Here is a 21,779-nt window from a genome sequence, read left to right as displayed (position 1 = left end):
TCCGTCACTCTCCGAGCCGGAAGACCGCCGCGTCCTGTGGGGGGAGGCCGCGCGTCCAGTCGACCACCACGCTGACCGGCCTCGGCCAATCCTCCAGACGCCGGTAGGTGCCGGGCAGCGCGGCAGGCGTCACGACCTCAGCAAACAGTCCCTCCAGCCAGGGGTCCGCGTGGAGCCACAGCCAGCGGGCGTACCCGGCGTAGTCCTCACCGTCACTGGACCCCACCACCCACAGCTCCCGTTCGTGGAATGTTGGCGATAATGTCAACGCTCCCCAGTTGCCGTCGCTCAGCACGCACGCCCGGCCGCCGGGCGTCAAGGCCTCCAGCAGGCCCGTGAACCCGTCCGGGCTGGCACTGCACTCGAACCCCACCTGTGCGAAGGCCCCCAGGTCCGACAGGTCGGAGGGATGCAGCGCCCTCACGCCGAGCGCTGAGGCCAGCGCGCGTCGCCCGGCATCGGGGTCCACGACCGTCACCCTCTGATGTCCGCGCCGCACCAGATTGAATGTCGTGAGCAGACCGATCAGCCCCGCCCCCGATACCAGGGCGTGCTCGTGCGGCTTCGGCGCAATCTTCCGGACGCCCTTGTGCGTCTCCTCGCCCAGCACGGCAGCCAGTGCCACGAGGTCCGGCACATGATTCGGGACCGGCAGGCAGCGCGCGGCACTCATCACGGCTGCACTCGCGTGCCCGTACATCGCCACGACCCGCTGACCGCGTCGCAGGGTCACACCCTCGCCGACCTCCCGCACCACCGCGAGCGTCTGATACCCCAATCGGACCGGGAAGGGAACGGACGAACGCCCGACCACCACGCCGAGCTCGGACGCGACACTCACTGCGCTGCATGTGGTCTGCACATGCACCTGACCCGGACCGGGCGGCGCGAGCGGTACGTGCAGCCAACTCAACTCCCGCACACCAGAGACATGCAGTGCCAGAGCCCCGGGTCCCACGTCACTCTCCGAGCCGGAAGACCGCCGCGTCCTGCGGGGGGAGGCTGAGGTGCAGGTAGCCGCCGCTGACGCTGAGGGCGGCGCGCTGCGCCTTCCCGCCGGGGTCCGTGAAGCTGCTGGCCGTCAGGGTGCGGGCCGCGAGGGTGGTCCGCAGGGAGTACGTGCGGCGTTCGCGGGCGTTGTTCCACGCGACGAGGACCTTCTCCCCGTCCGCGTGGCGCGTGAAGACGAGCAGGTCGTCCGCGCTGGCGTCCGGGACGGGCAGGAGCGTCTGGTCGCCGCGTGACAGGGCGGCGCTGGCCCGGCGGACGTGGACGGCGTCGCGGGCGGTGGCGTACACGTCCTGCTGGGCGGGCGTCCACGCGTTCCGGGCGGGCAGGTCGCGGCGGTTGTCGGGGTCCGCGCCGCCCCGCTGGGCGATCTCGGTGCCCTGCCACAGGACGGGAATGCCTTTCAGGGTCATCAGGGCGCGCAGGGCGTAGCGGGTGCGGGCCTGTCCCTGGTCCTCGAAGAGCGTGCCGTTCGCGAAGCGGGGCAGGTCGTGGTTGTCGAGGAAGTTCGCGGTCAGTCCGGGGTGCGGGATGCGGGCGTCCTGTACGAGGACGCTGCGGACGCCGTTCAGGCTGCCGCCGCCCATGATGCCCTGGCGCAGCGCCGCCTGAAGCGAGAACTCGAAGAGGCTCGACAGCCCAAGCTCCTGCCCCTGCCTGACGGTGTCGGCGTCCGCGCCGAAGGACTCGCCGAGCGTGAAGGTCCCGGCGGCCCGGTCGCGCGTCACGAGTGCCTTCAGGAACGCCTGATCGACGTGCTTCACGGCGTCGTAGCGGTACGCGTCCACGCCCTGCGTCCGCCAGAAGTCCGCGTTCCCGAACAGCAGGTCGCGCACGGCGGGCACCGTCTGGTTCAGGTCCGGCAGGCCGGAGAGCGGGCAGTCGGTGTCCTTCTGCGTGCCCGCCGCGCGCTGGCAGTCGGCGGGCGTATGGAACCAGTCCGGGTGGGCACTCACGGCGTCCGCGCCGTACCCGGAATGGTTGATGACCTGATCGAGCATGACGTTCAGGCCCAGCCGGTGCGCGTGCGCGGTCAGGTTCCGGAAGTCCTGCAGGGTGCCCAGGTGCGGGTCGACGCTGCGGAAGTCCTGCGGCCAGTACCCGTGATAGGGGGCCATACCGTTCACGTCCGGCACCTGCCGGGAGACGGGCGTGATCCACACGGTGGTCGCGCCGAGGTCCTGCACGTCCTGCAGGTGGGCGTCCAGGCCGCGCAGGTCCCCGCCGTGCCGGGCCTGCGGGTCCCCGGGGTTCGCACCACCGTCGTTGCCGGGGTCGCCGTTCACGTAGCGGTCCGGCATGACCTGGTAGATGATCTGGCCTTCCCAGTCGGCAGGGGCGGGCGCGGCGTGCTGCGCGAGGCTGAGGCCGCCCAGGAGGAGCGCCACGGCGAGGGTTCGGTGCATGCGGTCAGTATGCGGCAAACGCCCCCGGGGGACGCCGTGCGCGGGGCTTGCCGCGGGCATAAGGGAACGCCCGGACGGCAGTGGTCCGGGCGTTCCTGGGTGCGGGTTGTGGGGGTTCAGACGGTCAGGTCGGCGTCCCCGTCACTGCGGGTGCGGGCAGCACGTTCCAGCCCGCCGAGGTGCGCGGCGCCGCTCACGAGGACGCTCGCGGCACTCAGCAGGAGCAGGACCGCGCCGGTCCACACGTCGCTGCGGGTGGCGGCCGTCCACGCGAGCGCGGCGTCCTGATGAGCGGTCATGAAGGGCGAGAAGAGCGTCCAGGCGCCCAGCAGGGCCAGGACGACGCTGAGGGCGATGCCGGTCAGTCCTTTGGGATTCACAGGTTCCTCCGGTCGGTGTGGGGGGCGGCGCCCGCGGCGGGCGTCAGGGGGCGGGCCTGCATCTGCGGCTGAGTCTGCGCGGGCTGCCGGGAGGCGTCGTCCTGCGGGTGCAGGTCGCGCTGCAGGGCGGTGATGAGCGGCGCGAGCAGGTCCTCCAGGCGCGGTTCGGGGTCCGGGGCGGGCATGGGGGCCGCCTCGGCGGGGGCGGCCGCGCGGGGCTGCACGAGGCCACGGTCACGCAGGTCCTGTGCGAGCCCCATGCCGTACGCGATCTGCGCGGCGACCGCGACGAGCAGCACGGCGAGGCCCGTCCAGAACTCGACCTGCGTCTGGCCGCTCCAGTCGCCGCCCGACTGACCGCCGACGGAGAAGGGGGACGCCATGAGCCACGCGCCGAGCAGCATGGACAGGAAAGCGGTGGTGAGGCCGGAAAGGTACTTCGTCATGAAGGTGAACTCCTGGGGTGAGGGCCGCGGGGTGGCCGGTGAGAGGGCGGGGTGCCGGAAAGCGGTGGCTGCTGCGTCCGGCCGGGTCAGTCCGTGGCGGGCGCGGCGTCCTGTTCGCTCAGGATGCGGCGCGCGACGGGCAGCAGCAGGTCGCGCGCGGCGCTGGCCGCGTCGTGGTCGGGGGACAGGTCCGCCACGGCGCGGCTGAGGTGCGGGAAGCGTTCCGGTTCGCGCGTCACGCGGCGGGCGATGTCGAGCAGCAGGACGCCCGCCAGCTGCCGTTCGGTGCTGGGGCTGCGCTTGGTGTGGACGGCGGGCGCGACCTTGCGGGCCGCGTCGCGGATGTTCAGGTTCGGGAGCATCACGGTCACGAGCAGCGCCACCAGGGACAGCACGGACGCGAGCAGGAACACCTCGGCGACGGCGCCCGACAGGGCCGACTTCAGGACGTTCACGATGGCCTGGAAGCCGGACTCGCCGATCACGCCCGACACGAGCGGGTGGACCCTGGCGAGCGCTTCGGGGTTGCTGAGCACGTTGGGGTTCGCGGCGGCCTGCGCGAGCGGGCGGGGGAGGGTGCGGGCCACGGCGGGCAGCTGTGCGGGAATCTGCGCGAGGTGCGCGGTCTGGATGGCGCCGAACACGGCCGCGCCGATGGTGCTGCCCATGTTGCGGAAGAACTGGTTGGCGCTGGTCGCCATGCCGAGCTTGCTGCGTTCGGTGCTGCTCTGCACGGCCAGGGTGAAGAGGCTGCTGGTCGGTCCGAGGCCCATGCCGAGCACCACCATCAGCCACACGACGGTGCTGGTGGACGTGGCGGGCGTCAGGCGGCTCCCGAAGAACAGCGAGACGGTCATCAGGACGAGGCCGCCCAGGATGAACCCCTTGTACCGACCGGTGCGCGACACGATCTGTCCGGCCAGGGTGCTCGTCACGACGAGGCCCAGCATGAGCGGCGCGAGGACGATGCCGGAGTTCGAGGCGCTGACGCCCTTGACGCTCTGCATGAAGAGCGGCAGGTACAGGATCGCGCCGTACATGCCCGCCATGCTCAGGAACCCGGCGATGTTGGACACCGTGAACGTCGCGTTGCGGAACAGCGCGAGTTCCAGGATGGGGCTGCGCGTGCGCGCCTGCCACCACACGAACGCGGCGAGCATCACGGCGGAGCCCGCCAGGAGCGACACGACGACGGCGCTGCCCCAGGCGTACGTGCTGCCGCCCCACGTGAGGGCCAGCAGGAGCGGCACGGCGAACGCGACGAGCAGGACCGCGCCGAGGTAATCGACGCTGCTCTTGACGCGGATGGTCTGGAGTTTCAGGAAGCGCACGATGAACAGGAACGCGACCACGGCGAGCGGCACGTTCACGAAGAACACCCAGCGCCAGCTGAGGTGGTCGGTGAGGAACCCGCCGATGAGCGGCCCGACGACGCTCGACACGCCGAACACGCCGCCCGTGAGGCCCTGGTACTTGCCGCGCTCGATGGGCGTGAAGATGTCGCCGATGGCGGCGAAGGCCATGCTCATGAGGGCGCCGCCGCCGATGCCCTGAACGGCGCGGAACACGATGAGTTCCATCATGCTCTGGCTGAACCCGCCGAGCACCGAGCCGATCATGAACATCACGATGCCGAACAGCAGGATGACCTTGCGGCCGTAGATGTCGCTCAGCTTGCCGTAGATGGGGATGGTGACGGTCTGCGACAGGATGTACGCCGTGAACGCCCAGGTGTAGAGGTTCAGGCCGCCGAGTTCCGCGATGATGCGCGGGAGGGCCGTGCCGACGACCGTGCCGTTCAGCGAGGCGAGGAACAGCACGAGCAGCACTCCGCTGAAGGCGAGCATCTTCTCGCGGTGCGTCATGGTGGGCGCGGCGCCGGGGGCCGGGATGGCGGGGGCGCTCACGCGTACTCCTTGATGCCGAGGGCGACTTCCAGCTGCCGGAGTTCTTCGAGGGTGCCGTGCAGGCGTTCCTGCGGGATGCGGGCGCGGACGAGTTCCTGCGCGACGGTGTCCCCGAGAACGGCGAGGGCCTTCTGGCGGGTCTGCTGGCCGTGCTCGGTGAGGTTCATCTGGCATTTGCGCAGGTCGCCGGGGACGCCGCTGCGCTCCAGGTATCCGGCCTCGGTGAGGTGTTCGAGGAGGCGGCTGGTGGTGGGGGGCGGCGTGCCGAGCATGGCGCTGATCTGGCCGGGCTGGGTGTGGCCGCGCGCGACGGCGCCGAACACCATGATGTCCTTGGTGCTCAGGCCGAGTTCGCGTTCGAGGACCGGGCTGATGGCGGCCGTGAAGAGGCGGTTCAGGCGGCTGATGCGGCCGAGCAGCATCAGGGCCTCGCTGCCCAGGTCGGCGGTGCCGGTGTCCGCGTGATCCGGCCCGGTGTGTGCGGGGTCCGGTGTGGGCGGTGGGGTGGGAGGGGAAGCGTCCATGCCCCGACTGTATTCTCCAGATGGAACTATTTCAAGTGGAAGTATTTCAATCGGAACTTCATGCCGCCCTCCCCACCCCCGCCGCTCTACACTGCGGAACGTGAAGGTCGTCGGCCGATTCGCCCCCAGCCCCACCGGACCCATGCACCTGGGCAACCTCCGCACCGCGCTCCTCGCCTGGCTGCAGGCCAGAAGCGTGGGCGGCGACTTCCACCTGCGCTTCGAGGACCTCGACACCGGCCGCGTCCGCCCCGCCGCCTACGACATCACCCGCCGCGACCTCGCCTGGCTGGGCCTCGACTGGGACAGCGAAACGCGGCAGTCCGACCGCCAGCACCATTACGCGCACGCCCTCTCGCGCCTGCCCACCTACCCCTGCACCTGCACGCGCCGCGAGGTGCTGGCCGCCATGCAGGACGCCGCCGGCGCGCCGCACGGCCCGGAACCCGTGTACCCCGGCACCTGCCTGCACGGCCACGACCCGGCCCGGCCCGCCGCGCGGCGCTGGCACACCCCGGACGCGCGGGTGTGCGTGCCGGACCACTGGACGGGCGAACAGGTGTGCCAGACCCTGAAGACGGACGCGGGAGACTTCGTGCTGCGGCGAAACGACGGCGTGTACGCCTACCACCTCGCGGTGGTGGTGGACGACGCCCTGACCGGCGTGACGGACGTGCTGCGCGGCCAGGACCTGCAGGCGGCCATGCCGAGGCAGGCGGCGCTCGCCGGGGCGCTCGGGTACGCCGCGCCCCGCTACTGGCAGGTGCCGCTCCTCACGGACTACCGCGGCGAACGCCTCGCCAAGCGCGGCGGCGCGCCCAGCGTGCAGGCACTGCGCGAGGGAGGGCAGGACCCGGCACGCCTGCGGGCCGAACTGCTCGCCTCGCTGGGGTGGCCGGTGGGAGAGAGCGTCGGCGTGCCGGAAGCGCTGGGCGCGTACCGTGCGCAGGTGGTGGACCGGGCCGCAACTCCGGATGCCGTGCCGACCCCACCCCCACCCAACTTGTAAGCCAGATCACTGGATCTATACCAGTTGTCTAAGTTTGTCCTGGCGTCTCCACAGGTGGCAGGCGTACCCTCAGGGCATGACCCACACCCCTCACCTGATCCCGGAGTACCCCCTCCCGGACGCACGCGGCCGCTACGGCCGCTTCGGCGGACGCTACGTCCCCGAAACCCTCATCCCCGCCCTCGACGAACTCGAAGCCGCGTACACCGCCGCCCGCCAGGACCCCGCCTTCCTGCAGGAACTCGACACCCTCCTGCGGGAATTCGTCGGCCGACCCAGCGGCCTGTACCTCGCCGAGAACCTCACCCGCAAAGCGGGCGGCGCCAAAATCTACCTGAAGCGCGAAGACCTCAACCACACCGGCGCCCACAAGATCAACAACTGCCTCGGACAGGCGCTCCTCGCCAAACGCATGGGCAAGAAACGCATCATCGCCGAGACCGGCGCCGGACAGCACGGCGTCGCCACCGCCACCGCCTGCGCCCTGCTCGGCCTGGACTGCGTGGTGTACATGGGCGCCGAAGACATCCGCCGCCAGAACCTCAACGTCTTCCGCATGCGGCTCCTCGGCGCCGAGATCCACGAAGTCACCAGCGGCACCAGCACCCTCAAGGACGCCACCAACGAAGCCATCCGCGACTGGGTCACCAACGTCCGCGACACCTTCTACATCCTCGGCAGCGTCGTCGGCCCGCACCCGTACCCCGCCATGGTCCGCGACTTCCAGAGCGTCATCGGCGAGGAAGTCAAATGGCAGCACCAGGCCCTCGAAGGCCGCGAAGTGCCCGACGCGATCATCGCCTGCGTCGGCGGCGGCAGCAACGCCATCGGCATCTTCGCGCCCTTCGCGTACCTCCCCGAAGACCAGCGCCCCCGCCTCATCGGCACCGAAGCCGCCGGTGAAGGCGTCGACACCGGACGGCACGCCGCCAGCGTCGCCGGAGGCCGCGTCGGCGTGCTGCACGGCAGCATGATGTACCTCCTGAACGACCCCGAAGGGCAGATCATCGCCGCGCACAGCATCAGCGCGGGCCTCGACTACCCCGGCATCGGACCGGAACACTGCTACTACAGCGTGAACGGCATGGCCGAATACGTCCCCGTCACGGACGACGAGGCCCTCGAAGCCCTCCAACTGCTCGCCCGCGAGGAAGGCATCATCCCCGCCCTGGAAACCGCGCACGCCATACACCACGCCATGAAGGTCGCCGCCGAACTCGGCGAGGGCAAAACCATCGTCGTGAACCTCTCCGGACGCGGCGACAAGGACGTCGCCGAAGTCGCCCGCCTCCTGCGCGGCGTGCAGGGCCTCGAAGGAGCACAGGCATGACCGCCACCACCGACATCCCCACCCGCGTGCAGCGCATCCACGCCGCCTTCCAGCGCGCGCAGCAGGAAGGCCGCGCCGCCCTCATCCCGTACATGACGGCCGGCTACCCCGACCAGGACCGCTTCCCGGCCATCGCGCAGGAACTCCTGAAACGCGCCGACCTGCTCGAAATCGGCCTCCCGTACTCCGATCCGCTCGGTGACGGCCCCGTCATCCAGAAGGCCGGTGAGCAGGCCATCGCCGCCGGGACCAGCACGCGCCGCACCCTGCAGTTCGTGAAGGAACTCCGCCCCACCACCGACGTGCCGCTGCTCGTCATGACGTACATCAACCCCGTGTACGCCGTCGGCCCGGAGGAATTCATGCGTCTCGCCAGCGAAGCGGGCGTCGACGGTCTGATCCTCCCCGACCTGCCGCCCGACCAGGACGACGAGATCAGGGAACTCGCCACCCGCCACGGCCTGGGCCTCACCTTCCTGATCGCGCCCACCAGCACGCCCGCCCGCGTGCAGATCGTCACGGAAGCCTGCACGGCCTTCGTGTACGCCGTCAGCGTCACCGGCGTGACCGGCGCCCGCGACGGCGGCGCCCTAAACGAGGTGCCCGCCCTCGTCGCTCTCGCCCGCCAGCACACCCGCCTGCCCGTCGCCGTCGGCTTCGGCGTGAAGGACGCCGCCACCGCCCGCAAGGTCGCCGTCGACGCGGACGCGGACGGCGTCGTCGTGGGCAGCGCCTTCATCGCCGCCGTCCAGCACGGTCAGGACCTCGGCGCCCTCGCCGACGACATCCGCAGCGGCTGCCGCAAGGACCGCTGAGCCGCCTGACGGACGGAAACAGAACCCGCTCGGGGGCGGCCAGGACTCAGGTCCGGCCGCCCCCGACGCTGGCGTTACGGGGCGGCCTGCCAGGACGCGCGGTAGAAGTCCAGCACGCCCTGCACGATGCCGTCCGCGTACCCCTGGCGGCCCGCGGTGCTCATCAGGGAGCGGAGGTTGCCGGGGTCCGTCATGTACGCCGTCTCGACGAGCACGGACACCTGCGCGCTGGGCCGCGTGAGGGCGAGGTCGGCGAGGTGCGTGCCGTCGTCGCCCGGCTGTCCCAGCGCGGCGAGGGCGGCGTTGCCGGTCATGGCCCGCAGGATCGACTGCGCGAGCGGGAGGGCCTGCGGGTTCGTCCAGTACACGCCCGCGCCGCGCCGCCCGCGCGGGTCGCTGCCGTCCGGGAGGGCGTTGGCGTGCACGCTGAGCAGCAGGTCGGCGTCCACCGTTTCCGCCAGGACGGGCCGGTCGTACAGGGGCACGGTCACGTCGGTGTCGCGCGTCGTGACGACGTCTGCACCGGCCGCGCGCAGGCCCGCCGCGACCCGGGCGGCGATGTCGAGCACGAGGTCCTCCTCGTTGACGCGCAGCGCGCCGCCCGCGCCGGTCTCGGTGCCGCCGTGGCCGGGGTCCACCACGATCACGCGTCCCGCAAGCGGCAGGGACGCGTCCTGCGGGGGCGGGGGCGGTCGGCGCAGGCGCACGACGAGGTCCGTGCCGTCGTACACGGCGTCGTACCCCCACTGCTGGCGGGCCGTGAGGTCCAGCGTCGCCGTGAGTGGCGTGCCGCCCGTCCCGCCGGTCCATATGGCGCGGCGCACGAGCGGGTCCGTGAGCGGGACGGCGTTCAGGGCGCCCGCGTCGCCTGCCGCGCCGTACACGGTGACGGTCAGCCCGCCCGGCGTCTGCGTGAGCAGGTACGGCACGCGCGCCCCGAGCGGCAGGCGCAGCGCCGCGTGCGACCCTTCGTCCGTGAGGGACGGCGTGCCCGTGGTGGCGCGCACGTCCGGCGTGCCGGGCGGCAGGAGGGCCGCCGTGCCGCGCGTCACCTCCAGCAGCGGCAGGCCCGGCAGGCGCGTCAGGTAGTACCCGCCCTGCTCGCCCAGCACCGGGAAGCGCACGCCCTGACGCGGGTACACGAGGTTCATGCCGCCCACCGGCGACCAGCCCGCCAGGGACGGGTTCACGCCCCGGCCCGGGTCGGGCGCCGTGACCTCCGCGAACCTCGGTCCCGGCTGCACGCTCAGGGTGCCCTGCGCGGTCGCCTGCGCCCGCGACCCGTCCGGCGCGATCAGCAGGAACCGCACCCGGACGCCCGTGCCGTCCGCCGTTCCGGGCGTGAAGCCGCCCTCGTACCGTCCCGCGCCCGACTCCCGCATCAGGAAGGGGCCGCGTTTCCCCGCCCAGAACATCGCCCGTCCGCCCGGCGACCCCCGGAACGCCACCGTCACCCGCCGGTCCTCCGGCAGCATGGCCGCGCCCGCGTACCGCACCCACGCGCCGTCCGGGGTGGCGCTGCCCGGCACGATCCTTGCGGGCACGCTGCCGAGCCGTGCGGGCACCCTGGACGTCACCGTGAAGCGCAGGGTCGTGCCCGCGCCGTTCAGCACGCTGACGAGCGTGAGCGCGTTCACGCCCGGCGCGAGCGGCAGCCACTCGCTGAACAGCCCGTCCGGCCCCACCGGGACGGGGCGGCCGTTCACACTCAGGGTCGCGCCGGGCCGCACGCTTCCCTCGAAGATGACGTGGTCGAAGGCCACCACCGCGCCGTTCTTCGGGTACGCCACGAACAACGCGCCGTTCACGTCCGCCGCCGGGGCCGGGGCAGCCGGGGCGGTCACTGGTGCGGGCGAGACCGGCACGCCCTGAGCGAGCGCGCCCCGTGAGGCAGCGGACGTGAACGCCAGGGCGAGCAGCAGGCAGAGGGAGGCGCGTCTCACCCCCAGACGCTAGAGCATTCCCGCCCGCCCTGCCACGCACGCCGGGCCAAATCCGTCCCAGCTCCTTCTGCCCGCCCGAGCGAGCGTGGTAGCGTGACGGCATTATGGCCAGAACAACCCTCAAAACCCCCCGTGAGATCGAAGCGATGCGCCGCGCCGGTGCCCTCGTCGCCGAGACCTTCCAGGTGCTCGAACCGTACGTGAAGCCCGGCGTCAGCGTGCAGGAACTCGACCAGATCGCCGAGGCGTTCATCCGTTCGCGCGGCGCCATTCCCGCGTACATCGGGTACGGGCCGCGCAACAACCCCTTCCCGGCCACCATCTGCGCCAGCATCAACGAGGTCATCTGCCACGGCATTCCCAGTCCCCGCAAGCTGCGGGAGGGAGACATCATCGGCGTGGACATCGGCGTGAAGATGGGCGGCGTGTACGGCGACGCCTGCTACACGTACACGGTCGGCAACGTCACGCCGGAGGTCCGCAAGCTGGTGGACACGGCCCGCGACTGCCTGGACGCGGGCCTCGAACAGGTCCGGCCCGGCGCGCGCCTCGGCGACGTGGGCGCCGCCATCCAGAAGATCGCGGAGGACCGCGGCTTCGGCGTGGTGCGCGAGTACACCGGGCACGGCATCGGCAAGAACCTGCACGAGGAACCGACCGTGTACCACCACGGCAAGGCCGGGACGGGCCTCGTGCTGCAGGCGGGCATGGTGTTCACCATCGAACCGATGATCAACCTCGGCCGCAAGGAAACGAAACTCCTCCCGGACGGGTGGACGGTCGTGACGGCAGACGGCAAGCCCAGCGCGCAGTTCGAGCACACGCTGGTGGTGACGCCCACCGGGTACGACATCCTGACGCTGCCCCTGAAATCCGCGCTCGCCTGACGGCACGCAGCAGGGCAGCCCGGCGTGACACCATGCCGGGCTGCCCTGTCTGCCCTGATCCCACTGCCAGCTTCAGCCCTTTCCGGCAGGCAGGGCCGTGGCGGCCAGGGCGTCGTCCAGCATGCCGAGCAGATCGGCTGCCTGCGCGTCCGTCAGGCTGAGCGGCGGGCCGAGCAGCAGGTGATCGCCGCGCACGCCGTCCACCGCGCCACTGCCGGGGTACGTGATCAGGCCCCGCTCCAGCGCGGCGCGGCCCACCCGGGCCGCCAGTCCCGGCACGGCATAACTGCGGCCCGTGTCGGGATCGCCCAGCACCACGCCCAGCATCAGGCCGCGCCCCCGCACCTCCAGCACCGCCGGGTGCCGCGCCTGCAGGTCGCGCAGGCCGTCCAGCAGGCGAGCACCCAACGTCCGGCTGCGGTCCAGCAGCGCCTCACGTTCCAGCACGTCCAGCACCGCCGCGCCCGCCGCGACACTCACCGGGTGCCCGGCGTACGTGAAGCCGTGCTTGAAGGCCCCGCTGCCGCGCATCACCGTGCCGTACACCTCCGCGGACGCCGCGATGCCCGCGAGCGGCGCGTACCCGGCGGCGAGGCCCTTGCCGAGCACCACGATGTCCGGCGTGACGCCCCCCCACTGCCGCACGGCGAGCGGCGTGCCGCAGCGCCCCATGCCGGACATCACCTCGTCCGCGATGAACAGCACGCCCGCCTCACGGCAGATCTCCCGCACGCGCTCGTAGTACCCGGCGGCCGGGGCGAGCGCCGCGTCGGACGCGCCCACCACCGGCTCCGCCATGAACGCCGCGACGCTGCCCGCCCCCAGCCGCGCGATCAGTGCACGCAGCGCCTCGGCGTCCTGCGCGCCGTCCACGGCCGGGTCCGGTTTCGGCAGTTTCGGCCACGCGTCCTCGTTCATCAGCGGGGTGTACAGTTCACGCCGCGCGCCCATCCCGGACGCCGCGAGGCTCCCCAGGCTCGCCCCGTGATAACTGGGGCGGCGCGTGACGACGCGGTACCGGCCCCTCTCGCCGCGCTCCGCGTGGTACTGCCGCGCGAGCTTGATGGCGCTCTCCGTCGCCTCCGACCCGCCCGACACCGCCCAGAACCGGTAGCCCGGCAGGTCCAGGAACGCCATCAGCCGCGCCGCGTACCCCTCCAGCGCCGGACTGGTGAACTGCGACCCGTGCACGAACGCCAGCGTGCGCGCCGCCGCCGCCATCGCCTCCGCGACGTCCTCCCGGCCCTGCCCGACGTTCGCGACGAGCGCCCCGGAACTCCCGTCCAGGTACCGCCGCCCGCCCGCGTCCCACAGGTACGGCCCGTCCGCCCGCACGGCAAGAGGCACGGGAACGCTGGAACGGTAGAAGACGCTGGACGTGGACTGACTCATGCGGAACTCCTGAAGGGCGGCACGGACGACACACGCGTCCGGAAGAAGGAAAGAGGAAGGACTACCAGGTGTCGCCGCCGCCCGGCGGGGGCCACGCACCGATCAGCTGCCGGACCGTCACCACCTGACCCAGGTGGTACAGGCCGTGCCCGGCGAAACTCGTGAGCGGCACGATCCGGAAGCGGCCCTGCGGGTCGTGCATCGCCATGAACGCCTCGTCCTGCGCGTACCGCGACAGGGCGTCCATGTCCGCGAAGAACCGCTCGCGCAGCGCGTCCCACCCCTCCGGCGCAGCGTCGGGCCAGCCCTCCGCGGCACGCTCCACCCACTGCGGCTCCTCGCCGCGGAACACGCCCAGCAGGTACGCCTGCCAGAACGCCACGTGCGCCACGAGGTCCGCCACCGAGTGCGGGAGGCCTGGAGGCCGAACGTGCGCCTGCTCGGCCGTCAGGCCGTCCAGCGCCTGCTCCCACGGCACGTTCGCCGACCCGCCGTAGAACAGGTTCGAGAGTGCGTCCTGCACGCTGACCGTGAAGTTCACGCCGCGCGCCTCACCACGTGTCCCCGCCACTCGCGGGCGGCCACGCCCCGATCAGCTGCCGGACCGTGATGATCTGCCCGAAGTGATGCGCGGTGTGCAGCGCGAAATCCGCGAGCAGTTCACCGAGCGTCTCGTCGTGATTGACGGGATTCTGCAGGTCGGGCCGTGACGTGTGCGTATCCACCCGCCCGAGCAGCATGTAGAAGTCGCCCTTCAGGCGCTCCCAGTCGGCGGCAGTCGTTTCGGGCCACGTGATGCTGGCGTGCGCCGGGTACGGGGCGGCCTCGCCCGCCTCGATCACCTCCAGCATCCAGCCGAGCCACCAGTTGACGTGCGCGAGCAGGTCCGCCACCGAGTGAGGCAGACCGTCCGGCCGCCGTGCCGCCTGGTCCGGCGTGAGGTCCGACAGGCTCGCCTCGACGCCCACGAACGCCTGACCCCCACGGTACAGGCGGGGCAGGAGACGGGCGAACGCGAGTTGAGAGGAGTTGGAAGTCGTCATGGATTCAGTGTCGCAGAATGACCCGGGAGGTGAAACGCTGTGGCCCATCCGGAGACCTTCACGATAAACACGCTCGGCTTCCTCGGGGTGCGGGCCGAGTCGGTGCTGGACCTGCCCGGCCTGATTGGCGCCGTGTACGGACTGGACGGCCTGATCGTGCACGCTACGGACGTCGGACCGGACTTCTACCGGCTGGAGAGTGGCCTCGCCGGAGAACTGTTCCAGCGTCTCGTGCACCTCCGCCTGCCGACCGCCTGCGTGCTGCCGGACTGGAACGCCCACGGGGAGCGCTTCGCGCAGCTCGCGTCGGAGCATGCCCGGCATCCACAGGTGCGTTTCGTGCATACGGACGAGGACGCGCTGCTCTGGCTGGCCGGGCAACTCGGGCCGGACAGTTAGACCGTTCAGTACCGCTGGGCGGTCGTCTTGGTCTGCAGGAACCAGAACAGGTAGTCGGGGCCGCCCACCTTGGCGTTCGTGCCGCTCATGCCGTACCCGCCGAAGGCGTGCGTGCCGCTGAGCGCGCCGGTGCACTTGCGGTTCACGTACAGGTTCCCGACGTGGAAGTCGCGGCGCGCGGCGGTGATCTTGTGCGGGTCGCGGCTGTAGAAGCTGCCGGTCAGGCCGTACTCGCTGTCGTTGGCGAGGTCCAGCGCGTGCTGCCAGTCGCGGGCGCGCGTGAACGTCAGGACCGGCCCGAAGATCTCCTCCTGGAACAGCGGGTCTTTCGGGTCCACGTCCGCGAGGATGGTGGGCTGCAGGTACGCGCCGTGCAGGCCGTCCACGCGGTCACCGCCCGTCACGAGGCGCGCCGTGCGGCGGCCCGCATCCACGTACCCCTGAATGCGTTTCAGGCTGCCCTCGTGGATGACGGGGCCGATTGCGCCGTTCTCCTCGGGGAGGCCCGCACGAACCGCTTCGGCGTGCGCGACCACCCTGGCGAGCACCTCGTCGTACACGCTGTCCTCCACGATCGCGCGGCTGCACGCGCTGCACTTCTGGCCCGCGTACCCGAAGGCGGCCTGCGCGATGCCGAGCGCGGCCGCGTCGAGGTCCGCGTCGGCGCACACGACGGTGGCGTCCTTGCCGCCCATCTCGGCCATGACGCGTTTCAGCCATCTCTGGCCCGGCTGGACCTTCGCGGCACGCTCGTAGATGCGGCACCCAATCTCGCGGCTCCCCGTGAAGGCGATCATGCGGACCTGCGGGTGATCCACGAGCGGGTCGCCCAGCACGTCGTCGCTGCCCGTCAGGAACTGGATGACGCCCGCCGGGAGGCCCGCCTCGTGCAGCAGTTCGATCATCAGCAGGCTGGAGAGCGGCGTTTCGCTGGCGGGCTTCCAGATCACGGTGTTCCCGGCGGCGATGGCGCCCAGGCTCATGCCGAGAGGAATGGCGGCCGGGAAGTTCCAGGGGCTGATGACGGCCACCACGCCGAGCGCCTCGTACTGCGTGGTGACGTGCTCGTCCGGCATGGGGTACACGGGTTTGCCCTGCGCCCACCGGAGGGTCTCGCGGGCGAACACCTCGAAGTGGTCGACGCATTCGGCGATCTCGCCGTCCGCCTCGCTCCAGTTCTTGCCGTTCTCCAGCGTCATGACGGCGTTGAACTCCATGCGGCGAGAGCGCAGCAGGTCTGCCGCGCGCTTGAAGATGCTCACGCGCTGCAGGGGATCGCTGTGCCGCCACGTGCGGAACGTGTCGGCGGCGGCCGTCACGGCCCGGTCCAGCTGGTCCGGCGTGGCGTTCTGGAAGTGCCAGACGGTCTCGCGCGTATCGCCGGGGTTCGTGACGCCGAAGGTGCCGCTGCCGTCCTCGTGCTGCCCGCCGATCAGGAGCGGAAAGGTGCGTCCCACGTGGCGTTCGCGCACCTGCCGGAACGCGTCCCGCTGGGCCTGGGCGGTGTCGGGGCGGCTGAAGTCGAAGTACGGGGCGTGCTCGAAGGGCAGGAGCCCGCCGAGGAGCGTGCTGGTGTCTGAAGCCATGATGAACCTCCTGGTGTGCAGTGAGGCTGACCTTAACATGGGTGCTGTGGGGGCGTAAAGTGCGTTCTCAGGCGTAAATTTCTGCCGTGTCCGGCCAGCGTTCCGCCCCGGAAGCCACCCGCGAACCTGTCATCCGTAAAGTCATCTGCGGGCGCTTCACCTTGCTCGGAGCTTGACCACGTTGCCCGCCGCGTCCCGCACCGACACGTCCGCGTACACCCCGTTCGTCTCCGCGTAGAACTCCACCCGCGCGCCCGGCGTGATGTTCAGGCGCGTGCCGTCCACCATCACCTCCACCACCTTCTGATCGTCCGTCGCCACGCCGCTCAGACGGATCGTCTGCCCGGAACGCTCCAGGCGCGTCACCTTCACGCCCGGCTTCACGGTATCCACCCGCACCTGGAACGGCAGCGTCGACGTGTTCCCCGACACGTCCGTCGCCTCGATGGTGTACGTCGCGTTCGCGCCCCGGATGAGCGTCCGGAAACTGAACGGCTGGATCTTCTCGCCCGCCGCCTCCAGCGGCACGTTCACGCCCTGCACCTTCAGGGAACGCACGCCCTGATCGTCCAGCACGTACCCCGACACCACGAAACTCCCCGTGTTGCTGGCCGCGCCCCCGTCCGGCGACGTCACCACGATGCGCGGCTTGAACGCATCGGACCGCGCCGCGCACGACGCCAGCAGCGCGGGAGTCAGCAGGGCGGGAAGGACCAGGCGGGGCAGGGGAGGGCGGCGCACCAGCGGAGTATAGAGCGCCGCCCACACCCCGCCGCACCCCCCACCCGGATACTCTAGGCTGACCGCATGACGCCGCGCTTCTCTGCCACACCCACCCCCGTCCCCGCCGGACGCGTCCCGTGAGCCTCCGCATCCTGGGCGGCACCGCCAGGGGCCGCGCGTTCAGCGTGCCGGACAGCGCCCGCCCCAGCGGCGTCCGCCTCCGCAAGAGCCTCTTCGACCTGCTCGCCGTGCGCCACCCGGACGGCCGCTTCGTGGACCTGCACGGCGGCAGCGGCGCCATCGCGCTCGAAGCGGCCAGCCGCGGGTACACCGTCACGGTCGTCGAACGCGACCCGGCCGCCGCCCGCACCCTCACCGCGAACGCGAAGGCCCTCGCCCTGCGCGCCAACATCGTGCAGGGCGACTCCGGCGCGCTCCTCACGCGGCTCGGCCAGCACGACCTCGTGTTCAGCGACCCGCCCTACACGCAGGACATCCCGGCCTTCACGGCGCGCGTCCTCGCGTCCGGCATCGTCGCGCCCGGCGGCCTGCTCATGGCGCAGCACCCCATCCAGACGCACCTGCCCGAAACGGACGGCTACGACCTGGAACGCAAGGTGTACGGCAGCAACGCCCTCAGCCTCTACACCCGCCACGACGCGCCCGACCCCCAGAACCCGGAGGAGGACACCCCGCCCCCCGCCTGACCCGCCCGGAGCCGCTACACTCAGGCCACATGAACGCCGTGTTCCCTGGAAGCTTCGACCCCATCACCAACGGTCACATGGACGTGCTGACGCGCGCCGCCAAGATCTTCGACCACGTGACCGTCACCGTGATGCACAACGCCCGCAAGCAGGGAAAGCACCTGTTCACCCTGGAGGAACGTCTCGCGATCCTGCGCGCCGACACCGCCCACCTCCCGAACGTCAGCGTGGACAGCTTCGGCGGCCTGCTCGTCAACTACATGCAGCAGCAGGGCAAGGGCATCATCGTGCGCGGCCTGCGCGCCGTGAGCGACTACGAGTACGAACTGCAGATCGCGCACCTCAACCGCCAGCTGGGCGAGGTGGAGACGGTGTTCATCATGGCCGCCACCCGCTGGAGCTACGTGTCGAGCAGCATGGCGCGCGAGATCGCCAGTTACCAGGGCGACATCGGCAGCATGGTCCCGCCCGCCAGCGCGGCCGCCCTGCGCCTCAAGTTCGCGGACGGACAGCAGGGCCAGATCGAACGCGGCGGCTGAAGCGAAGCGCCACGGCAGGACGAAAGCAGGCCGGGCCGGGAATCGATTCCCGGCCCGGCCTGCTGTGCCCGAGGTCATACGGTTTTGATCCGATTCCAGGAATGCCGGAAACAGCACCGGCATTCCTTCTTGGGCAGAACGGACGCCCTACAGGACGCCTGCCCGCTTCCATCTCCTCCCAACCGTACGTGTTGGTGCTCGCTTCGCTCGGCTGAACTGAAAGAGTTCAGCTCAAAACCGTATTACTTCGCGGCGGCGTAGCGCCGGGCGACCTCGTCCCAGTTCACGACGTTCCAGAACGCCTTGAGGTAATCGGGGCGACGGTTCTGGTAGTTCAGGTAGTACGCGTGCTCCCACACGTCCACACCGAGGATCGGGGTGCCGCTCACGCCCGCGATCTCGGCGCCCATCAGGGGGCTGTCCTGGTTGGCGGTGCTGACCACGGCCAGCTTGCCGTCCTGCACCACGAGCCACGCCCAGCCGGACCCGAAGCGGGTCTTGCCGGCGTCTTCGAGCTTCTCCTTGAAGGCCTCGAAGGACCCGAAGGTCTCGTCGATGGCGCTGGCGAGCTCACCGCTGGGCTTGCCGGTGCCGTCCGGTCCCATGACCTGCCAGAACATGCTGTGGTTGACGTGGCCGCCGACGTTGTTGCGCAGCGCGCCTTTCTTGTCGGCGGGGGCGCTGGCGAGGTTCTTGACGATCTCGTCGGCGCTCATGTGTTCCATCTCGGTGCCTTCGAGCGCCTTGTTGGCGTTGTCGATGTACGCTTGGTGGTGCTTGGTGTGGTGGATGGTCATGGTCTGCGCGTCGATGTGGGGTTCCAGCGCGTCGTAGGCGTAGGGGAGTGCGGGAAGTTCGAGCTTGGTCATGATGCTCCTTGTGGGCAGGCTCTGGAATGAAACAACTGGCCTGTCAGCCCCTGTATCCTACCCCCGGAGCGTCAGGAACATGAGAACGCGGCGGGTGACGGTCTGAAGAAATCGTTCAGGTTTGCGCCGCGCCTCCCGTCAGGACGGGCGGGAGTTCCCCGCCGAGCGCCAGCCACGCGCTGAGCAGGTCGTCGGGCGGCGCGGCCTCCAGCTGCAGCGGTTCGCCCGTCCGGGGGTGCGGTACCTCCAGCTTCCAGGCGTGCAGCGCGTGGCGCGGCATGGCTTCGCTGGCGCGGCCGTACACGGTGTCGCCCAGGATGGGGCTGCCCAGGTGCGCGAGGTGCACGCGGATCTGGTGCGTGCGGCCGGTGCGCGGCTCGGCCTGCACCAGCGTCAGCACCTGACCGTGCGGGTTCGTGAGTCGCGCGAGTGGCGTGAACCGCGTCTGCGCCTCCTTGAAGCTCGTCCCGCCGACCGCCATGCGCTGCCGCGCGACCGGGTGCCGACCGATGGGTGCGTCCACGTCGATGGGCCGGTCCGCCTTCCAGTGCCCGATGGCGATGGCGAGATACGTCTTGCGGGTCGCGCGGTCCCGGAAGGCCTCGCTGAGCCGCGCGTGGTCGGGGGTGGTCTTGGCGACCACGATCACGCCGCTCGTGTCCTTGTCGAGGCGGTGCACGATGCCGGGCCGGAAGCTGCCGTCCTCGTTGTGGCCCTCCTGCGCGGGCAGCGTCATGCGGCCCAGCAGGGCGTTCACGAGCGTGCCGCTGATCACGCCCGGCGCGGGGTGCGTCGTCATGCCGGGCGGTTTGTTCACGGCGACGAGCGCGTCGTCTTCGAAAAGGATGTCGAGTGGCACGTCTTCCGGCTCCACGTGAGAGGGCGGCGGTTCCGGGACGTCCGCTTCGATGGTCTCGCCGCCCCGGAGCTTGTGGCTGGCGCGCGTGACGGGCGTCCCGTCGACCCGGACGCGGCCCTGGCCGATCCAGCCGCCGATCTGCGAGCGGCTGACGCCGGACAGTTCGCTGAGCACGCTGTCCAGGCGTCCGGGTGTGGCCTGCAGGTGCAGGGAGGTGGGGGCATTCATGCGGCCCAGTGTACGGCAGGGTGCAGTTCGCGCGTCCCTTCAGGTTTGATGGGCAGCACATGACCCTCACCTGAACCCTGGGCTCATGAGCGCGGCGACAGGCGGGATAACATTCCCTGGACAGCCGCTAAACGTGAAACGAGATCCAGTGCCGTTGTCAGTCGCGCAGCTTCCGACCTTGAGCTGCACTTCATGAAGTTCAGGTGAACAATCCAGGTCGGAGCGAGCCGGATATAGCAGGGTGTAAGCCACAGGAACGCGGCGCCGAGCGGCAGCCGTACAGCTCTCTTCGTCCCTGAACCCCAGGGTCAATTCTTCGGAGGATCACATGAGCGCCAACAACACCAAACCGAGCCGTCGTCAGTTTCTCGGAACCGCTGGTCTGATCGGAGCGGGCGCCGTCCTCGCCTCCTGCGCCCCTGCCACCGCCGCCACGCCCGCCAAGGCCAACCTCGACGTCGCCATCGCGAACTTCGCGCTGAACCTCGAGTACCTGGAGGCCGCGTTCTACCTGGCCGCCGTGGGCCGCATCGCCGAACTGCCCGGCGGCAGCGCTCAGGTCATCCTGCCCGACGGCTTCGACGGCAAGACCGCCGTGCCCTTCAAGGACGCCGCCGTCGCCGCCTACGCCCAGGAGATCGCTCAGGACGAGCTGAACCACGTCCTCTTCCTGCGCAAGGTCCTCGGCACGGCCGCCGTTGACCGCCCCGTCCTCGACATCGGCCCGGCCTTCGCTGCCGCCGCCAACGCCGCCGCGGGCGCCACCCTGACCCCCGCCTTCAACCCCTACCTGAACGACCTGTTCTTCCTGCACGGCGCGTTCATCTTCGAGGACGTGGGCGTCACCGCCTACAAGGGCGCCGCCCGCCTCGTCACCGACGACAGCGCGAACGGCATCCTCGAGTCGGCCGCCGGGATCCTCGCGGTCGAGGCGTACCACGCCGGTGAGATCCGCACCCTCCTGTACGCCCAGAAGGACGTCGTCACGCCCTACGGCGTCACGGTCGAGCAGCTCATCCAGAAGATCAGCGACCTGCGCGGCAAGGTCGGCGGCGGCAAGGACCAGGGCCTCACCGTCGGCGGCAAGGCGAACATCGTCGTCGCGGACGAGAACAGCGTCGCGTACAGCCGCAGCACCGCCGAAGTCCTCGCCATCGTCTACCTGGGTGGCGCCGGCAAGGGCGGCTTCTTCCCCAACGGCCTGAACGGCGCGCTGAAGTAACCTCACCCACTCACAGGCGGCGGGACGACTCCATACGGGGTCGTCCCGTCGCCCTTGTGTCGCCCGGAGCGGCTGCCCGCAGCGGCCGGGACGCGCTCCTGCACAGGCAATCCAAACGCGCGCGGAGTGCATATAACAGTTCAGAAGCGGGAGGGAGGCACGGCACCGGGCCGCCCCTTTACCCCCGACCTTTCAGGAGGAAACACCATGCCCAACCTCGGCTTTCCCGAAATCATGATCATTCTGGTGGTGGCGCTGCTGGTCTTCGGACCGAAGAAACTGCCGGACCTGGGCCGCAGCCTCGGCAACGGCATCCGCGAGTTCCGCAAGGGCACCCAGGGCCTCAAGGACGAACTGCAGGGCAGCCTCAAGGACAGTGACGTGCCCGCCCCCACCGTCGAGCCTGTCACCGTGACCGTGCGCGACGCGCAGGCCTGAACGCCGCACCGGCCGCTCTGCACCTTACCGGGTGCTGGCCCACTGAACCCTCAGGAAACGTCGGGACGTCCCGCCCGGGAGCACCCCCGCCACGGGTGCTAGGCTGACAGCGGAACCAC

General features: G+C 70.7%; 23 protein-coding genes. 9 read left to right on the top strand and 14 right to left on the bottom strand.

What is annotated here, in order from left to right; genetic code table 11:
- Window positions 1-4: 4 nt before the first annotated feature.
- The 6 genes from IEY33_RS02765 to IEY33_RS02740 all read right to left on the bottom strand — a co-directional run bounded on the left by IEY33_RS02765 (window position 5) and on the right by IEY33_RS02740 (window position 5,671).
- Window positions 5-841, bottom strand: a complete 837-nt coding sequence (locus tag IEY33_RS02765; RefSeq protein ID WP_229670703.1) for a zinc-dependent alcohol dehydrogenase — start codon at window positions 839-841, stop codon at window positions 5-7.
- A gap of 118 nt (window positions 842-959) precedes the next feature.
- The gene (locus IEY33_RS02760; RefSeq protein ID WP_188960664.1) at window positions 960-2,414 is read right to left on the bottom strand and encodes an alpha-amylase family glycosyl hydrolase; all 1,455 of its coding nucleotides are present in this window, start codon (window positions 2,412-2,414) and stop codon (window positions 960-962) included.
- A gap of 116 nt (window positions 2,415-2,530) precedes the next feature.
- Window positions 2,531-2,794 (bottom strand): hypothetical protein, encoded by a 264-nt coding sequence (locus IEY33_RS02755; protein WP_188960663.1) that lies wholly within the window; start codon window positions 2,792-2,794, stop codon window positions 2,531-2,533.
- Window positions 2,791-3,240 carry a hypothetical protein gene (locus tag IEY33_RS02750; protein ID WP_188960662.1) on the bottom strand — a complete coding sequence of 150 codons (450 nt, stop codon included), beginning with the start codon at window positions 3,238-3,240 and terminating at the stop codon, window positions 2,791-2,793. Before IEY33_RS02750 ends, IEY33_RS02755 begins: the two co-directional genes overlap by 4 nt.
- A gap of 86 nt (window positions 3,241-3,326) precedes the next feature.
- A complete protein-coding gene (locus IEY33_RS02745; RefSeq protein ID WP_229670702.1) occupies window positions 3,327-5,147 on the bottom strand; it encodes an MDR family MFS transporter in 1,821 nt (606 codons plus the stop codon).
- Window positions 5,144-5,671, bottom strand: a complete 528-nt coding sequence (locus tag IEY33_RS02740) for a MarR family winged helix-turn-helix transcriptional regulator (protein WP_188960661.1) — start codon at window positions 5,669-5,671, stop codon at window positions 5,144-5,146. The genes IEY33_RS02745 and IEY33_RS02740 overlap by 4 nt, the downstream gene beginning before the upstream one ends.
- 100 nt (window positions 5,672-5,771) lie before the next feature.
- Between IEY33_RS02740 and gluQRS the strand changes: the two genes are divergently transcribed.
- From gluQRS to trpA, 3 genes are all read left to right on the top strand, one after another.
- Window positions 5,772-6,680, top strand: coding sequence for a tRNA glutamyl-Q(34) synthetase GluQRS (gene gluQRS, locus IEY33_RS02735; protein ID WP_229670701.1), 909 nt, complete (start codon window positions 5,772-5,774; stop codon window positions 6,678-6,680).
- Window positions 6,681-6,756: 76 nt separating this feature from the next.
- Complete coding sequence (trpB, locus tag IEY33_RS02730) at window positions 6,757-8,010, top strand: tryptophan synthase subunit beta (RefSeq protein WP_188960659.1); 1,254 nt, start codon at window positions 6,757-6,759, stop codon at window positions 8,008-8,010.
- The gene (gene trpA, locus IEY33_RS02725) at window positions 8,007-8,825 is read left to right on the top strand and encodes a tryptophan synthase subunit alpha (protein ID WP_188960658.1); all 819 of its coding nucleotides are present in this window, start codon (window positions 8,007-8,009) and stop codon (window positions 8,823-8,825) included. Before trpB ends, trpA begins: the two co-directional genes overlap by 4 nt.
- Window positions 8,826-8,899: 74 nt before the next feature.
- On the opposite strand, the gene IEY33_RS02720 is transcribed toward trpA, so the two are convergent.
- On the bottom strand, window positions 8,900-10,768 hold the full coding sequence (locus tag IEY33_RS02720) for an N-acetylmuramoyl-L-alanine amidase (protein WP_188960657.1): 1,869 nt from the start codon (window positions 10,766-10,768) through the stop codon (window positions 8,900-8,902).
- A 104-nt stretch (window positions 10,769-10,872) separates the two neighbouring features.
- Between IEY33_RS02720 and map the strand changes: the two genes are divergently transcribed.
- Window positions 10,873-11,655, top strand: coding sequence for a type I methionyl aminopeptidase (gene map / locus IEY33_RS02715; RefSeq protein WP_188960656.1), 783 nt, complete (start codon window positions 10,873-10,875; stop codon window positions 11,653-11,655).
- A gap of 72 nt (window positions 11,656-11,727) precedes the next feature.
- Here the strand turns inward: map and IEY33_RS02710 are convergent, their stop codons facing one another.
- The 3 genes from IEY33_RS02710 to IEY33_RS02700 all read right to left on the bottom strand — a co-directional run bounded on the left by IEY33_RS02710 (window position 11,728) and on the right by IEY33_RS02700 (window position 14,090).
- Window positions 11,728-13,047, bottom strand: a complete 1,320-nt coding sequence (locus tag IEY33_RS02710; RefSeq protein ID WP_188960655.1) for an aminotransferase family protein — start codon at window positions 13,045-13,047, stop codon at window positions 11,728-11,730.
- Window positions 13,048-13,108: 61 nt separating this feature from the next.
- Window positions 13,109-13,588: a DinB family protein gene (locus IEY33_RS02705; protein WP_188960654.1), complete on the bottom strand. Its 480-nt coding sequence runs from the start codon at window positions 13,586-13,588 to the stop codon at window positions 13,109-13,111.
- A 10-nt stretch (window positions 13,589-13,598) separates the two neighbouring features.
- Complete coding sequence (locus IEY33_RS02700) at window positions 13,599-14,090, bottom strand: DinB family protein (protein WP_188960653.1); 492 nt, start codon at window positions 14,088-14,090, stop codon at window positions 13,599-13,601.
- Between the two features lie 39 nt (window positions 14,091-14,129).
- Between IEY33_RS02700 and IEY33_RS02695 the strand changes: the two genes are divergently transcribed.
- Window positions 14,130-14,489, top strand: a complete 360-nt coding sequence (locus IEY33_RS02695; protein WP_229670700.1) for a DUF4180 domain-containing protein — start codon at window positions 14,130-14,132, stop codon at window positions 14,487-14,489.
- A gap of 5 nt (window positions 14,490-14,494) precedes the next feature.
- On the opposite strand, the gene IEY33_RS02690 is transcribed toward IEY33_RS02695, so the two are convergent.
- The gene (locus tag IEY33_RS02690; RefSeq protein ID WP_188960652.1) at window positions 14,495-16,075 is read right to left on the bottom strand and encodes an L-glutamate gamma-semialdehyde dehydrogenase; all 1,581 of its coding nucleotides are present in this window, start codon (window positions 16,073-16,075) and stop codon (window positions 14,495-14,497) included.
- 156 nt (window positions 16,076-16,231) lie between these two features.
- Window positions 16,232-16,816 (bottom strand): hypothetical protein, encoded by a 585-nt coding sequence (locus tag IEY33_RS02685; RefSeq protein WP_229670699.1) that lies wholly within the window; start codon window positions 16,814-16,816, stop codon window positions 16,232-16,234.
- Between the two features lie 119 nt (window positions 16,817-16,935).
- Here IEY33_RS02685 and IEY33_RS02680 point away from each other — a divergent pair, with 119 nt between their 5' ends.
- Window positions 16,936-17,505, top strand: coding sequence for an RsmD family RNA methyltransferase (locus IEY33_RS02680; RefSeq protein ID WP_188960651.1), 570 nt, complete (start codon window positions 16,936-16,938; stop codon window positions 17,503-17,505).
- A 29-nt stretch (window positions 17,506-17,534) separates the two neighbouring features.
- Window positions 17,535-18,044: a pantetheine-phosphate adenylyltransferase gene (coaD, locus tag IEY33_RS02675; RefSeq protein WP_188960650.1), complete on the top strand. Its 510-nt coding sequence runs from the start codon at window positions 17,535-17,537 to the stop codon at window positions 18,042-18,044.
- A gap of 242 nt (window positions 18,045-18,286) precedes the next feature.
- Here the strand turns inward: coaD and IEY33_RS02670 are convergent, their stop codons facing one another.
- Both IEY33_RS02670 and IEY33_RS02665 read right to left on the bottom strand, forming a co-directional pair.
- The gene (locus IEY33_RS02670) at window positions 18,287-18,913 is read right to left on the bottom strand and encodes a superoxide dismutase (RefSeq protein WP_188960649.1); all 627 of its coding nucleotides are present in this window, start codon (window positions 18,911-18,913) and stop codon (window positions 18,287-18,289) included.
- Between the two features lie 115 nt (window positions 18,914-19,028).
- Window positions 19,029-20,000 (bottom strand): RluA family pseudouridine synthase, encoded by a 972-nt coding sequence (locus IEY33_RS02665; RefSeq protein WP_188960648.1) that lies wholly within the window; start codon window positions 19,998-20,000, stop codon window positions 19,029-19,031.
- Between the two features lie 328 nt (window positions 20,001-20,328).
- Between IEY33_RS02665 and IEY33_RS02660 the strand changes: the two genes are divergently transcribed.
- Both IEY33_RS02660 and IEY33_RS02655 read left to right on the top strand, forming a co-directional pair.
- On the top strand, window positions 20,329-21,222 hold the full coding sequence (locus tag IEY33_RS02660) for a ferritin-like domain-containing protein (protein WP_188960647.1): 894 nt from the start codon (window positions 20,329-20,331) through the stop codon (window positions 21,220-21,222).
- A gap of 207 nt (window positions 21,223-21,429) precedes the next feature.
- Window positions 21,430-21,660 carry a Sec-independent protein translocase subunit TatA/TatB gene (locus IEY33_RS02655; protein ID WP_188960646.1) on the top strand — a complete coding sequence of 77 codons (231 nt, stop codon included), beginning with the start codon at window positions 21,430-21,432 and terminating at the stop codon, window positions 21,658-21,660.
- Window positions 21,661-21,779: the final 119 nt, after the last annotated feature.

The sequence above is a fragment of the Deinococcus aquiradiocola genome (assembly GCF_014646915.1).
Taxonomy (GTDB): Bacteria; Deinococcota; Deinococci; order Deinococcales; family Deinococcaceae; genus Deinococcus; species Deinococcus aquiradiocola.
This window is presented reverse-complemented; position numbering and strand designations above follow the sequence as displayed.

What these genes read in the sequence shown, in the direction of transcription:
- trpB (WP_188960659.1), top strand. Translation starts at nt 6,757, where the DNA reads ATGACCCACACCCCTCACCTGATCCCGGAGTACCCCCTCCCGGACGCA.
- IEY33_RS02740 (WP_188960661.1), bottom strand. Translation starts at nt 5,671, where the DNA reads ATGGACGCTTCCCCTCCCACCCCACCGCCCACACCGGACCCCGCACAC.
- IEY33_RS02710 (WP_188960655.1), bottom strand. Translation starts at nt 13,047, where the DNA reads ATGAGTCAGTCCACGTCCAGCGTCTTCTACCGTTCCAGCGTTCCCGTG.
- IEY33_RS02670 (WP_188960649.1), bottom strand. Translation starts at nt 18,913, where the DNA reads ATGACCAAGCTCGAACTTCCCGCACTCCCCTACGCCTACGACGCGCTG.
- IEY33_RS02700 (WP_188960653.1), bottom strand. Translation starts at nt 14,090, where the DNA reads ATGACGACTTCCAACTCCTCTCAACTCGCGTTCGCCCGTCTCCTGCCC.
- IEY33_RS02690 (WP_188960652.1), bottom strand. Translation starts at nt 16,075, where the DNA reads ATGGCTTCAGACACCAGCACGCTCCTCGGCGGGCTCCTGCCCTTCGAG.
- IEY33_RS02760 (WP_188960664.1), bottom strand. Translation starts at nt 2,414, where the DNA reads ATGCACCGAACCCTCGCCGTGGCGCTCCTCCTGGGCGGCCTCAGCCTC.
- IEY33_RS02660 (WP_188960647.1), top strand. Translation starts at nt 20,329, where the DNA reads ATGAGCGCCAACAACACCAAACCGAGCCGTCGTCAGTTTCTCGGAACC.
- coaD (WP_188960650.1), top strand. Translation starts at nt 17,535, where the DNA reads ATGAACGCCGTGTTCCCTGGAAGCTTCGACCCCATCACCAACGGTCAC.
- trpA (WP_188960658.1), top strand. Translation starts at nt 8,007, where the DNA reads ATGACCGCCACCACCGACATCCCCACCCGCGTGCAGCGCATCCACGCC.
- map (WP_188960656.1), top strand. Translation starts at nt 10,873, where the DNA reads ATGGCCAGAACAACCCTCAAAACCCCCCGTGAGATCGAAGCGATGCGC.
- IEY33_RS02655 (WP_188960646.1), top strand. Translation starts at nt 21,430, where the DNA reads ATGCCCAACCTCGGCTTTCCCGAAATCATGATCATTCTGGTGGTGGCG.
- IEY33_RS02665 (WP_188960648.1), bottom strand. Translation starts at nt 20,000, where the DNA reads ATGAATGCCCCCACCTCCCTGCACCTGCAGGCCACACCCGGACGCCTG.
- IEY33_RS02750 (WP_188960662.1), bottom strand. Translation starts at nt 3,240, where the DNA reads ATGACGAAGTACCTTTCCGGCCTCACCACCGCTTTCCTGTCCATGCTG.